Origin of the sequence: Tsukamurella sp. 1534 (genome assembly GCF_000312385.1) — a bacterium.
Taxonomy (GTDB): domain Bacteria; phylum Actinomycetota; class Actinomycetes; order Mycobacteriales; family Mycobacteriaceae; genus Tsukamurella.
Window position 1 is genome coordinate 427,282 of sequence record NZ_HE997626.1, and the last position, 12,627, is coordinate 439,908.

Annotated in this window: 11 protein-coding genes and 1 pseudogene; 5 read left to right on the forward strand and 7 right to left on the reverse strand. The window is 72.0% G+C overall.

Going from position 1 to position 12,627, the window contains the following annotated elements; genetic code table 11:
• Nucleotides 1–109 precede the first annotated feature (109 nt).
• The 3 genes from BN39_RS02140 to BN39_RS02150 all read left to right on the forward strand — a co-directional run bounded on the left by BN39_RS02140 (nucleotide 110) and on the right by BN39_RS02150 (nucleotide 2,862).
• The gene (locus tag BN39_RS02140) at nucleotides 110–1,048 is read left to right on the forward strand and encodes an AEC family transporter (RefSeq protein WP_019200708.1); all 939 of its coding nucleotides are present in this window, start codon (nucleotides 110–112) and stop codon (nucleotides 1,046–1,048) included.
• A 137-nt stretch (nucleotides 1,049–1,185) separates the two neighbouring features.
• A complete protein-coding gene (locus BN39_RS23645; RefSeq protein ID WP_192814830.1) occupies nucleotides 1,186–2,211 on the forward strand; it encodes a hypothetical protein in 1,026 nt (341 codons plus the stop codon).
• Between the two features lie 57 nt (nucleotides 2,212–2,268).
• Nucleotides 2,269–2,862, forward strand: a complete 594-nt coding sequence (locus tag BN39_RS02150; protein WP_019200709.1) for a DUF1707 domain-containing protein — start codon at nucleotides 2,269–2,271, stop codon at nucleotides 2,860–2,862.
• A 15-nt stretch (nucleotides 2,863–2,877) separates the two neighbouring features.
• On the opposite strand, the gene BN39_RS02155 is transcribed toward BN39_RS02150, so the two are convergent.
• From BN39_RS02155 to BN39_RS02170, 4 genes are all read right to left on the reverse strand, one after another.
• Nucleotides 2,878–4,869 carry a VWA domain-containing protein gene (locus BN39_RS02155; RefSeq protein ID WP_019200710.1) on the reverse strand — a complete coding sequence of 664 codons (1,992 nt, stop codon included), beginning with the start codon at nucleotides 4,867–4,869 and terminating at the stop codon, nucleotides 2,878–2,880.
• Nucleotides 4,862–6,283, reverse strand: a complete 1,422-nt coding sequence (locus BN39_RS02160) for a sigma 54-interacting transcriptional regulator (RefSeq protein WP_019200711.1) — start codon at nucleotides 6,281–6,283, stop codon at nucleotides 4,862–4,864. Before BN39_RS02160 ends, BN39_RS02155 begins: the two co-directional genes overlap by 8 nt.
• A gap of 110 nt (nucleotides 6,284–6,393) precedes the next feature.
• Nucleotides 6,394–7,257 (reverse strand): hypothetical protein, encoded by an 864-nt coding sequence (locus BN39_RS02165; protein WP_019200712.1) that lies wholly within the window; start codon nucleotides 7,255–7,257, stop codon nucleotides 6,394–6,396.
• A gap of 42 nt (nucleotides 7,258–7,299) precedes the next feature.
• On the reverse strand, nucleotides 7,300–7,767 hold the full coding sequence (locus BN39_RS02170; RefSeq protein ID WP_019200713.1) for an SRPBCC domain-containing protein: 468 nt from the start codon (nucleotides 7,765–7,767) through the stop codon (nucleotides 7,300–7,302).
• Nucleotides 7,768–7,783: 16 nt separating this feature from the next.
• Here BN39_RS02170 and BN39_RS02175 point away from each other — a divergent pair, with 16 nt between their 5' ends.
• Together BN39_RS02175 and BN39_RS02180 are read left to right on the forward strand one after the other, a co-directional pair.
• Entirely contained in the window at nucleotides 7,784–8,230 is a 447-nt protein-coding gene (locus BN39_RS02175; RefSeq protein WP_019200714.1) for a helix-turn-helix transcriptional regulator, read from the forward strand.
• A gap of 235 nt (nucleotides 8,231–8,465) precedes the next feature.
• Nucleotides 8,466–9,401 (forward strand): annotated as a pseudogene (locus BN39_RS02180) (type IV toxin-antitoxin system AbiEi family antitoxin domain-containing protein); the annotation flags it as partial.
• A gap of 98 nt (nucleotides 9,402–9,499) precedes the next feature.
• Here BN39_RS02180 and BN39_RS02185 read toward each other — a convergent pair.
• From BN39_RS02185 to purN, 3 genes are all read right to left on the reverse strand, one after another.
• Nucleotides 9,500–10,264 (reverse strand): class II aldolase/adducin family protein, encoded by a 765-nt coding sequence (locus BN39_RS02185; protein WP_202803292.1) that lies wholly within the window; start codon nucleotides 10,262–10,264, stop codon nucleotides 9,500–9,502.
• 160 nt (nucleotides 10,265–10,424) lie between these two features.
• Nucleotides 10,425–11,969 carry a bifunctional phosphoribosylaminoimidazolecarboxamide formyltransferase/IMP cyclohydrolase gene (gene purH / locus BN39_RS02190; RefSeq protein ID WP_019200717.1) on the reverse strand — a complete coding sequence of 515 codons (1,545 nt, stop codon included), beginning with the start codon at nucleotides 11,967–11,969 and terminating at the stop codon, nucleotides 10,425–10,427.
• Nucleotides 11,966–12,580: a phosphoribosylglycinamide formyltransferase gene (gene purN, locus BN39_RS02195; RefSeq protein ID WP_040766402.1), complete on the reverse strand. Its 615-nt coding sequence runs from the start codon at nucleotides 12,578–12,580 to the stop codon at nucleotides 11,966–11,968. The genes purH and purN overlap by 4 nt, the downstream gene beginning before the upstream one ends.
• Nucleotides 12,581–12,627: the final 47 nt, after the last annotated feature.

Here is a 12,627-nt window from a genome sequence, read left to right on the forward strand (position 1 = left end):
GCGTCACCCCCGAGCCCAAGCCCGACGGTCCGCCGCGAGCCCAAGCCCGACGGTCCGCCCGGGCAGCGGGCGACGGGGCGACTACTTCGAACGCGTAATCTCTTCTGGCGTGACTTCCGTGCTGGCCGGGTTCGCCGTGATCGCGATCATCATCGCGGCCGGCTGGCTCGTCGGACGACTGGGGGTGCTGGGCGAGCAGCCGGAGAAGCAGCTGTCGCTGTTGGTGTTCTACCTGCTCACGCCCGCCCTGCTGCTGCACGCGCTGGCCACGACGGATGTCGCGGTCCTGTTCAGCGAGCGGCTCGCGGTGAGCGCGGGATCGGCGCTGGCGATCGCGGCGGTCTACTACGTGATCGTCCGGGTGCTGTGGAAGCGGTCGATGAGCGACGCGACGATCGGCGCCCTCGCGTCGAGCTACGTGAACTCGTCGAACCTGGGCATCCCCATCGCGGTGTTCGTGCTGCACGACACCTCGTACGTGGCGCCGCTGCTGCTGTTCCAGATCCTCATCTTCTCGACGATCGCGCTGACCATGCTCGACATCGCGGAGAGCCGCGGGGCCACGGGGCCGCGGCCGCCGCTGTGGCGCACCGTCGCCACTCCCCTGCTCAACCCGATCGTAGTCGGCGCCCTGGTCGGCCTGGTGATCTCGCTGGTCGGCTGGCACCCGCCGGATTGGCTGATGAGCCCGGTGAAACTGCTCGGCGACGCGTCGGTGCCGATGGCCCTGCTCGTGTTCGGGCTGTCGCTCGGCGGGGTGCGGGTGATGCAGAAGGGCGAGGCGCCGCGGCGCGACATCGCGCTGGCCGCCGCGCTCAAGATGATCGCAATGCCGGTGGTGGCGTGGGCCATGTCGCGCTTCGGTTTCGGCCAGACGGGCCACGCGCTGTTCGCGCAGACCGTGACCGCCGCCCTCCCGACGGCGCAGAACGTGCTGGTCTACGCGCTGCGATACAACCGCGGCGTGCTCCTGGCCAGGGACGCCGGGCTTATCACGACGGGCCTGTCGATACCCGCGATCATGCTGATCGCGGTCCTGCTCACCTGAAGAATGTGACGGACGACCCGGTCACATTACGCCTGTGACGCCCGTTTCGGCTTGGGTCGGCCAAGCTACTCATGGGTTAATAAGGCCACGAGCGGCGCTCTGCACGGTTCGCCGCGTTGACACTCCAGGAGAGACTCATGGCTCAGACCGCCGCACAGCAGGCCGTCGGCGTGCTCGTCTCTGCCGTCGAGGCCCGTGGGGGCAAGGCAGAGGTCGAGACGAAGGGCAGCACCACCCTCGTCACCGTGACCGCCAACGGCAAGACCACCGTCCTGCGCGTCAAGGCCACGACGGGTGATTCGTGGCAGGCCCGCAAGTCCGAGGGCACCGCGAAGGCCCCCGTCACGGCGTGGGCGCTCGTCGACCTGTCCGACGGTGCGCCGATCGCGCTGGTCTCGGCCGAGGATTACGCCGCGCACGTGACCAAGCTCGCCGCCGCCTGGGAGGGCAAGAACCCCGGCAAGACCCTCACCGCGAACACGAACCTCACCGTCACGGCCGACGCCGTGGCCGAGTGGGAGGACGCGTGGGCGCTGCTCGGGCTCGACGGTGCCGGCACGTCCGGCCCGGCGGCGAAGGCCGCGGAGAAGCCGGCCGCCAAGCCCGCGGAGAAGAAACCCGCGGCGGCCGCGAAGGCGCCCGCCAAGAAGTCTCCGGCGAAGAAGGCCCCCGCCAAGTCGGCCGCCACCAAGGCGCCGGCGAAGAAGGCCCCCGCCAAGACCGCCGCGAAGTCCGAGGCGAAGCCGGCGGCGAAGAGCACGACCGCGAAGCCGGCCACGAAGGCCGCGCCCGCGAAGAAGGCCGCCGCCAAGAAGCCCGTGAAGGCGTCGGAGGCCAAGATCACCCCGATCGCCGCCCAGCGCGACGCCGCGGACCAGGGCAAGGCCCCCGCGACCATCGGCAACGGTTCGGCGAAGCCGGCCAAGGACGCCCCGAAGGCGAAGCCCGGCTCCGGCGCGAAGGCCGACACCAAGGCCAAGGACGCCAAGGCCCCGGCCAAGGATGCGAAGGCCGCGTCCTCGCAGGCGGCCGCCAAGGCCAAGGACGCCAAGGACGCCGCGAAGTCCGCGGGGACCAACGGCCAGTCGAAGAAGAGCAAGAGCGAGCCCACGGGACTCGCCGCGGTCCTCAAGCGCGTCCCGGTGGTCGGCCGCCTCATCTGAGCGGACTCCCTCTCCGAGGGGCCGCCCTCGCGTGGGCGATTCGCCTAGAGTGAGGGCATGCCCGACGAGTTGGAGCCCCGCCGCCGCGACGTCCTCCGGGCGTCCGACGGTGACCGGAACACCGTGGTGGAGATGCTGTCCCAGGCCCTTGGTCTCGGACAGCTCTCCCTCGACGAGTACGAAGATCGATCCCGGCAGGCGGTCGAGGCGCGAACCTTCGCGGACCTCGACCGCCTCGTCGTCGATCTGCCCGCCGTCGCGGACGCGCCGGCCCCGGCGTACCGCGCACCGTCGGTCCCGCCGGCCGGGCTGCCCCGGGTGAGCGAGACCAAGTGGGCCGTGATGTCCGAGACCAAGGTCCGGGGCCCGGTCGCGGTGGGCGCCGAGCACACGGCGATCGCGTTCTGGGGCGGTGTCACGCTGGACCTGCGGGAGGCCACGTTCCTCGTCCGCGATGTCACGCTCAACGCCTACGCGGTGATGGGCGGCATCAAGATCATCGCGCCGCCCGGCGCCCTGGTGCACGTGGAGGGCGTGGGCGTGATGGGCGCGTTCGAGCACAAGAACCCGCAGCTCGGCAGTCCCGACGGTCCGCGGATCACGGTGAAGGGCTTCGCCTTCTGGGGCGGGGTCGAGGTGCGCCAGCAGTAGACGCGGCGCCGGGCGTCAGCCGCGCGTGCGCCTGCTGCGCAGGTAGTCGCTGACCACGGCGGCGCCCAGCCCGTCGAGATCGGGCGACACCAGCCGCCCGCCCGCGCGCCGCACCAGCGCGTCGAGGAACCGGGTGAGGCCCGGGTCGTCGCCCAGCTGGAACACGGTGATCTGCGCGCCGGCCGCCGCGGCCGCGTCCATCCCGCGCACGGTGAGCGCGAGGGTCCGCGGATGCGGCGGGTAGTCGAAGAACGGCTCGCCGTTGCGCTCCAGGTGCGCCGTGGGCTCGCCGTCCGTGACCACCAGGAGAACGGGCTGCGCGGTCGGGTGCGCACGGAAGTGCTGCTGCGCCAACATGAGCGCATGATGCAGGTTGGTGCCCTGCTCGTACACCCCGTCCAGCCCGGTCAGCTCTCCCACGGTGAGCGTGCGCGCGTGCCGGCCGAATCCGATGAGCGCCAGCTTGTCCCCGCGGAACCGCGTGGAGATCAGTTGGTGCAGCGCGAGAGCGGTGCGCTTCATGGGCAGCCAGCGGCCCTCCATCACCATGGAGAAGCTGGTGTCCACGAGCAGCGCGACAGCGGCGTGGCTGCGCGCCTCGGTCTCGGTCACCTCGATGTCCCCGGCGTCCAGGACGACCGGCCCGGTGCGTCCCTCCCCCGCTTGGCGGAGAACACCGTTGAGTACGGTGCGGGTGGTGTCCCACGGCTCCGTGTCGCCGAAGCGCCACTCCCGGCTGGCGCCGGTGGCCTCGCCCGTCGCGCCGGCCCGGGCGGTGTTGCGTTCGCCGCCGCGGGAGGTCAGGCGGTGCGCCACGTCCCGCAGGATGGACTGGCCGAGCTGCCGGATCGCCTTGGGCGACAACCGGAGCGCGCCGTCCGGGTCGCGGGCGAAGTACCCCTGGTCCTTGAGCGCCTTCTCCAGTTCGGCGAGGGTCCGGGCGTCGGCCACCGCCTCGTCGCCGAGCTGCCGCTGCAGCGCATCCAGGTCGATGTCGTCGAGCGCCGCGCCCGCGTGCTGCTGGCTGAGCTGTTCGGCGAGGGATTCCAGGTCGGCGATGTCCTGCATCGCCTGGGTGGCGTCGCCGAGCCCCATGCCCTCGTCGCCCTCGAATTCCTGGCTGCCGGACCAGTCCTCGCCGGGCCGGGCCTGCTGCAGCTTGCCGGTGAGGTCGCCCAGGGCCTGCGACAGCTGCGGCGATCCGAACGCGGCCCGGGAGAGTTCCTCCAGCTCGGCCCGCTGCTCCGGGGTGAGGCTGTTGTACAGCCGCTGCGCGGCGGCGCTGCGGCGGGCGAGCGCGTCGATCAGCTCGTCGATGTTCCGCGGATTCTCCGGGAAGTACTGGCCGTGTTCGGCCATGAACTCCTCGAAGTCGTCCTGCGTGGCCTCGCCCGCGTTGTGCTTGTCCAGCAACGCGTTCAGGTCGTCGAGCATCTTCTGGATCGCGGCGCGATCCTCGTCGGTCGCGTTCTCCAGCGCCTGCTTGATGCCGGAGAACTGCTGGTCCAACAGTTCCCGGCCGAGGAGGTCGCGGATCTGCTCGTACTTCTGCGCCGCCTCGGGCGAACGCCACGGGTAGTCCGCGAGCTCGCGGACGGCCTGCGCGGGCGACGGCGGCAGGTCGGCGATCTGCATCTCCTGGAACCGGGCGTCGTCGTCGAGCGCCCGCGCCAGCTCCTTGCGCTCCGCGAGCACGGCATCGTCGAGCAGCTGCCGCACGTCCTCGAAGGTCTTGCCGAGGTTGTTGCGCTGCAACAGTTCCTGTCGGCGGCGGTTGGCCAGCTCGGCGAGCTTGTCCAGGCCGCGGCGGTTCTCGCCGCCGCGCCGGAGGTACTCCTGCAGGGCCCGGCGCGGCGACATCCCCGCCATGACGTCCTGCCCGATCTCGTCCAGCGCGTCGCGCAGGTCCACCGGCGGGGCCAGCGGATCCGGCCCACCGGTGTACCGCCGGTACCGCGCGAGGTGCCGGTTGCGGCGGCCCGCGTGGTCGCCGGACCTCCTAGCCATAGACGGTCTGCCCCTCGTCGTCGGCCTCCTTGCCGATGCGGCGCGCGAGATACAGTCCCTCCAGGGCGAATTCGGCGGCGGCGGCGCGCTCGCCCGGGGACTCGGCCTCGAGCCGACGGTAGACCTCGGCGAGCACGGGCACCTCGGGCAGGTCCTCCAGCAGCTCCGCGGCGGTCACGTCGTCGCCGGTCACGACGGGGCCGCCCGCCTCGATGGCCTCGACCAGCGGCCCCAGGTCCACGCCCAGCAGGTATTCGGAGATGGTCTCGGCGGTGGCGCGGCGCAGCAGGTGCACGAGCGTCGCCAGCTCGCGGCCCTCCTCCCCGGCCTCGAACTCCACCTTGCCGCGCAGCACGTCGGGCACCGTCGTCAGGTCCACGACGCGGGCCACGGGCAGCTCCTCGCCCCCGACGGCCGCGCGGTGCAGCGCACCCGCGGCCACCGTCTCCTGCGCGGCGATCGCGAACCGCGCCGAGACGCCGGAACGCTGGTCCACGGCGGAGGATTCGCGCAGCGCGCGGGTGAACCGGGCCAGCACCTCGGTGAGGTACTGCGGCACCGACGCCACCACGTCGGCCTCCTGCTCGATCACGGCCACCTCGTCCTCGAGGTCCAGCGGGTAGTGCGTGCGGATCTCGGCGCCGAAGCGGTCCTTGAGCGGGGTGATGATGCGGCCGCGGTTGGTGTAGTCCTCGGGGTTGGCGGAGGCCAGCAGCAGCACGTCCAGCGGGAGTCGCAGCGTGTAGCCGCGCACCTGGATGTCGCGCTCCTCCATCACGTTGAGCATGGCCACCTGGATGCGCTCGGCGAGGTCGGGCAGCTCGTTGACGGCCACGATGCCGCGGTGCGCGCGCGGGATGAGGCCGTAGTGGATGGTCTCCGGGTCGCCCAGGCTGCGGCCCTGCGCCACCTTGACCGGGTCCACGTCGCCCACCAGGTCGCCGACCGAGGTGTCCGGCGTGGCCAGCTTCTCCGAGTAGCGCTCGTCGCGGTGCTTCCAGGCGACGGGCAGCTCGTCGCCCAGCTCCCGGGCGCGGCGGATCGAGGCGGGGGTGATCGGGTGGTACGGGTGCTCGCCGAGCTCGGCACCGTCGATCACGGGGGTCCACTCGTCGAGCAGGCCGACGATGGTGCGGATCAGCCGGGTCTTGCCCTGGCCGCGCTCACCGAGCAGCACCACGTCGTGACCGGCCAGGAGAGCGCGCTCGAGCTGCGGGATGACGGTGTCGTCGAAGCCCTGGATGCCGTCCCACGGGTCGGTGTCGGCACGCAGCGCCGCGAGCAGGTTGTTGCGGAGCTCGTCCTTGATCCCTCGGTAGACGTGGCCGGAGGCCCGGAGTCCGCCGAGCGTAGCGGGGAGATCAGTGGGGAGATCGGAACGTACATCAGCGCGTGCGGAAGTCACGCCGTCCACGCTACGCCGATTCGCCGGGGGCGCCCTACCGACTACGCCCGCAGCGAAATCCGGGCCCGGCCGGGAATACGGCCCGGCCCGTTCCGGGTTTCCGACGGTGCCCGGCCGGGCTACTTCTTCCCGGTTCCGGGGATCACGCCCGCGTCGATCACGGCCTTGGTGAGCGGGCGCACGCGGTCGATGAGTCCCGCGGCGTCGTCGCCGAAGGCAGCGGCGCTGACGGCGTCGGTACCGGCCTCGATGTCGAGGTACAGGCTCATGCCCTCGCCGGTGAGGCGGTGCTCCTCGGGCTCGCCCTCGACGAGGCCCCGCGCGGTCATCGAGGCCACGGCCTCGCCCCACTGCTCCTCGCTCCAGCCGCGGGTGATCCGGAAGAACCGGCGGCCCATGACCCGGCGGCGGACCGTCGGATCGGGGAGGTCCGCCTCGTGCAGGACGCCGGCCTCGAGGCCCGTGAGCCCGTGCCGGACGAGCTCGGCGAGGTGGTTGTCGCCGCGCCACTCGCGCAGCACCGACAGGTGGCGCCACAGCGCGAGTGCGGGGGCGTCCGGGACCGGGGACGACGCCCAGGCCGCGGCGAGGGCGCGGCCGGACAGCGGCAGACCGTCGACCAGGCGGCCGAAGCCCTCGGCGATGCGCTCGACCTCGGTGGGGTCGATGCCCGCCAGGATCGTGCCGTACTGCTCGGCGAGCATCGCGTAGCGGCGGTCGTCGATCTCGGCGAGGCCCGCGTTCAGCGCCTGCGACCAGCCGTTCTCGATGACGGTGGGCGAGAAGTTGTAGAAGGCGGCGGTCACCACGGACGCGTGCGCCTCCCCCATCGGCGCCGCGCGGGCACCGACGTAGAACGCGTGCTGATCGATCCCGAGGTCGCGCACCGCATCCCGGATGCCCGGGTTGAAGTAGGCGACCACGTGGTACGGCTCGGTGGTCTCGTAGGCGCGGCGGGCGAGGGCGACGGCGGTGTCGGACATGCCTTCACAGTGTCAGGGCGCGCGCCGGATGTCGACGGCGGGCTACTTGTAGAAGCCCTCGCGCAGGTTGATGCCGTGCTCGACCCAGGCCTTCATCGCGGCCAGCATGCCGGTCCAGCCCATGCAGTTGCCGAACGCGCTCTTCGCGCCGGCCTCCGTGGCGGCCCACGAGGACTCGGTGATGGTGACCAGGGTGCGGGCGTCGTCGTCGACGGGCTCGAACTCGAAGGTCGTGGTGGTGTGACCGTCGGCGGCGGAGGCCTCTGCCGCGTCCCAGCGGATGACGATCTTCGAGTGCGGCGTCGCCTCGACCACCTGCACGGGGAAGGCGCCGGGGAAGTCGGCGAAGTCCCAGGTGACCTCGGTGTTCGACTCCAGCCGGCCGCGGGCGCCGCCGGTGGTGAAGTACTTCGAGAGCTGCTCCGGGTCGGCGACGGCCTCGTAGACCTGCGCCGTGGGACGCGCCACGTAGCCGGAGACGGTGAAAGTGAGTTCGTTGAGTGCTGACATGTGATAAAACTACAACATGTCTAGGAAGGGCCGCAAGGGCGGCGAGGAGACGCCCGCCGCGGACGACCGTGCGCCGTCGTCCGCGGGTGGAGCGGCGGCGGCGGGCGGCGCGGAACCGGCGGGCGGGACCATGGAAACAGCGGGCGGCGGGGTCGAGGACGACGCCGACGACGCGGTTTTCAAGGCGCTCGCGAACGCGACCCGTCGACGGATGCTGGACGTGCTCAAGGAGTCGCCGCGCACCACCGGCGACCTCTGCGCCCACTTCCCCGGACTGGACCGCACCACGGTGCTGCAGCACCTGCGCGTGCTCGAGCGCGCGGAGTTGGTGATCGGCCGCAAGGTGGGCCGCGAGCGACACCTCACCCTGGCGCCGGTGCCGATCAAGCGGATCCACGACCGCTGGATCGGCGAGTACGCCCGCGCCGCCGTCTCCCTCCTCGACGACCTCACCCGCGACTGATCCCGTCTGCTCTCCCCTCCGCCACGTTCCCTCCCCACCGCAGAGCACACCCCGCCTGCTCTCCCCTCCGCCACGTTCCCTCCCCTCGGCGTAGAACGTGGGAGTGAACGTGGCGGAGGGGAGAACGGGTGACGCCGCGGAGCACGTCTCCTGTGGATAACCGGGATTCTGTGGATACCCGCCGGCAGCCCCCGCTACAGCGGCGAGCGCCGTCCGCCCCGCGCGGTTCAATCGACGCATGGGGGACGTCGTGCGGCGCGGGTACCTGCTGGCCACCGGAATGAGCAGCGCAGCCATCTCGCGCGCCGTCGATTCCGGGCGACTGGAACGCCTGGCGCGCGGCGCGTACGCCGTTCCCGCACCTCCGGGACACGAGGAGCCGCCGTGGGAGCGCTATCGCACGACGGTGCTGGCCACGGCACCGGCCTTCAACGCGGTGGTCAGCCATGAGAGCGCGGCCGTCCTGCACGGCATACCGTTCCTGCGGCCCGCCCGCTCGCTCGTGCACTTCACCGTCGACCGGCGGCACGGAGGAGGCGTCCGACGGGGCGCGCACATCCATCCGCGTCCGCTGGGCCGGCACGAGATCGTGCTGGTCGACGGTGCCCGTGCGACCTCCCGCGTCCGCACCGCGATCGACGTGGCGACGACGGGGGACCTCGAGCGCGCGGTCTGCGCGATCGATGCGGTACGGCTCCGCCGGCGCTACCCGTCGCCGGACGATCCGGCGCCCGTGACCGTGGCCGAGTTGGAGGAGTGTCTCTCCGGCCTGGGCCGGCGACGGGGTGTCGCCGTCGCGCGCCGGGCGATCGAGCTGTCCGTCGACTGCAGCGCATCGGCGGGCGAATCCTGGTCGCGGATGCAGATGCTGTCGGCGGGGATACCCCTGCCACGGCTGCAGCGGGAACACGTTCTCGAGGGCCGTCAGTACTTCGCCGACTTCGACTGGGGCCCGCTGATCGGCGAGTTCGACGGCCTGGACAAGTACGGCACCACGTCGCGGGCGGTCACCGGCGCCCTCGCCGAGGAGAAGGCCCGCGAGGAGACGTTCGCCGCGGCCGGGATCGAGGTGGTGCGCTGGGGCTGGCGGACGCTCCGCGCCCCGGGGCGGCTGCCGCTGCTCCTCACCACGGCCCTGGCGCGCAACGGCCTGATCGAGGTCTCGAGATGACACCGAGCACCGCCGCCCTCTCCCCTCCGCCACGTTCACTCCCCGCGGCGTGGAACAGGGGACCGAACGCAGCGGAGGGGAGAACCGCGGGAGACGCGTCAGTCGAACACGTCGGGCGACGCGGCGACGGTCTGCTCCCACAGCGGCCGGAACTGGAACCAGCCCGCGAGGTCGCTCCCCACCTGGGAGTGGGTCAACCGAGCGGTGTCGGGGTCGATCTCCTGCGGCGTGCCGGCGGCCATGGCCGCGAGCTGCGCCTGGCAGGAGCGCTCCATGGTGACGAACCACCACGCGGCGGCGGATACGGATCCGCCGACGGTGATCAGGCCGTGGTTCTTGAGGATCGCCGCCTTGTGGTCGCCGACCGCGGCGGCCACCCGTTTGCCCTCGACGGTCTCGTTGACCACGCCGGCGTAGTCGTCGTAGATCCCGTGGTCCTCGTAGAACGCGCAGGCGTCCTGGGTGAGCGGCGCGAGCGGGATGCCGAGCGAGGAGAACGCCTTGCCGTAGACGGAGTGCGCGTGCGCGGCGGCGACGGCGTCGGGGCGGGCGTCGTGCACCTGGGCGTGGATGACGAAGGCGGCCCTGTTCACCGGCCGCCGCCCGTGCACGACGACGCCGTTGTGGTCGACGCAGATGAGGTCCGAGACGCGGATCTGGTTGAAGCTCATACCGAACGGATTCACCCAGAACAGGCCGGAGTCCCCGGGGTCGCGGGCGGTGATGTGGCCGGCGACGCCCTCGGAGAAGCCGAGCCGGCCGAACACGCGGAACGCGACGGCGAGGTCGCGCTTGCGCTGTTCCCGCTCCTCGTCGACGGGAAGTCCCATCGGCGGCAGGGGCATGTCCGCGTCCTCGGGCATGGGTCCGACGGCGGCCTCCAGCAGCGGTCGGACTTCGGGTGGAACCTGCATCGACGTCTCCTCCTGTGGTCCGTCGCGATCGCCCGGGCGGCGACGCGGGGCGCGAACGGCGAACGCCCCCGAGGCCATGATTCTCCTCGGGGGCGTTCGCTACGCGGGATCAGTGGAAGAAGTGCCGCGTCCCGGTGAAGTACATCGTCACTCCCGCCTCGGCGGCCGCCTGGACGACCTCCTTGTCCCGGATGGAGCCGCCGGGCTGCACGATGGCCTTCACGCCGGCGTCGATGAGGATCTGCGGCCCGTCGGGGAACGGGAAGAAGGCGTCCGACGCGGCCACGGAGCCGAGCACGCGGTCGCCCGCGCGGGTCACGGCGAGCTGCGCCGAGTCGACCCGGTTGACCTGCCCCATGCCCACGCCCACGGAGGCGCCGCGGGAGGCCAGGAGGATCGCGTTGGACTTCACCGCTCGGCAGGCCCGCCAGGCGAACTCGAGGTCGGCCAGGGTGGCCTCGTCGGCGGGATCGCCCGCGGCGAGCGTCCACTCGGCGGGGTCGTCGCCCTCGGCGTCGATGGCGTCGGAGTCCTGCACCAGCAGGCCGCCGGTGATCTGCTTGATCTCGGTGGTCAGCACGGGCGGCTCGGCCCGCAGCACGCGGATGTTCTTCTTGCGCTGCAGCACCGCGAGGGCGCCGTCGGCGTAGCCCGGCGCGATGATCACCTCGGTGAAGATCTCCGAGACCTGCTCGGCCATCTCCAGGCTCACCTCGCGGTTCGACGCGATGACGCCGCCGTAGGCGGAGACCGGGTCGCAGGCGTGCGCCTTGCGGTGGGCCTGCGCCACGTCCTTGCCGATGGCGATACCGCACGGGTTGGCGTGCTTGATGATCGCGACGGCCGGCTCGTTGAAGTCGTAGGCGGCGCGCCAGGCGGCGTCGCCGTCGGTGTAGTTGTTGTAGCTCATCTCCTTGCCGTGCAGCTGCTCGGCCTGGGCGAGCCCGGCCTTGGCACCGCCCACGTAGAGCGCGGCGGCCTGGTGCGGGTTCTCGCCGTAGCGGAGCACGGCCTCGCGGCCCCAGGTGCCGCCCATCCACGACGGGAACTTCTGCTCGGGTTCGGGCGCCACCACGTTGGTCATGTACGAGGCGACGGCCACGTCGTAATCCGCGGTGTGCCGGAAGGCCTTCGCGGCGAACGCCTTCCGCTGCTCCAGCGAGAAGCCGGTGCGGGTGGCGTCGATCACGGAGCCGTAGTCGTCGGGCGAGACCACCACGGTCACGGACGGGTGGTTCTTCGCGGCGGCGCGCACCATCGACGGTCCGCCGATGTCGATCTGCTCGATGCACTCGTCCTCGGTGGCGCCGGAGGCGACGGTGTCGGTGAACGGGTAGAGGTTCACCACCACGAGCTCGAACTTCTTGACGTCCAGCCGGCGCAGCTGCTCGAGGTGCTCGGGCATGCGGGTGTCGGCGAGGATGCCGGCGTGGATCTTGGGGTGCAGCGTCTTGACGCGGCCGTCGAGGCACTCGGGGAACCCGGTGACGTCCTCGACGCGGGTCACGGCGAGGCCGGCGTCGGCGATGGTGCGCGCGGTCGAGCCCGTCGACACGATCTCGACCCCCGCCTGCGCCAGGCCGGTGGCGAGCTCCACCAGGCCCGACTTGTCGTACACGCTGATCAGAGCGCGCTTGAGGGGGATGTTGCTCATGAAATCGTGACCTTTCGTCCATCCGTGCGGTAGCCGCCCAGGGCGACGGCGGCGACGACCTCGGTGAGAAGCCGGCGCTCTACGACCTTGATCCGTTCGTGCAGGGTCTCCTCGGTGTCCCCCGGCTCCACGGCGACGGCCTCCTGCGCCAGGATCGGCCCGGTGTCCAGCCCGGCGTCCACGAGGTGCACCGTCGAGCCCGTGAGCTTGACTCCGTGCTCCAGGGCGGCGGGCACGGCGTGGGCGCCCGGGAAGGCGGGCAGCAGGGCGGGGTGCGCGTTGATCACGCGCCCCCCGAAGGCCGCGAGGAACGCGGGCCCGAGGATCTTCATGAAACCGGCCGCCACCACCAGGTGGGGCCGCAGCTCGGCGACCGCGGCGGTGAGGGCGGCGTCCCAGGCGGCGCGGTCGCCGTAGGCCGAGAGCGGCACCTCGGCGGCGGGCACGCCCGCGCCGGAGGCCAGCTCCACGGCGCGGCACGGCCGGTCGGCGACCACGCCCACGACGGCGCCGGGGTAGCCCTCCCCCGCCGCGGCGGCCAGCATGGCCTCCAGCAGGGATCCCGTGCCGGACGCCAGGACGACGATCCGCGCGGGCGCGCACGGCGGCAGCGCGACATCACTGGGCGTGCTCAGGATTCTCTCCTCGGGAGTGGGCC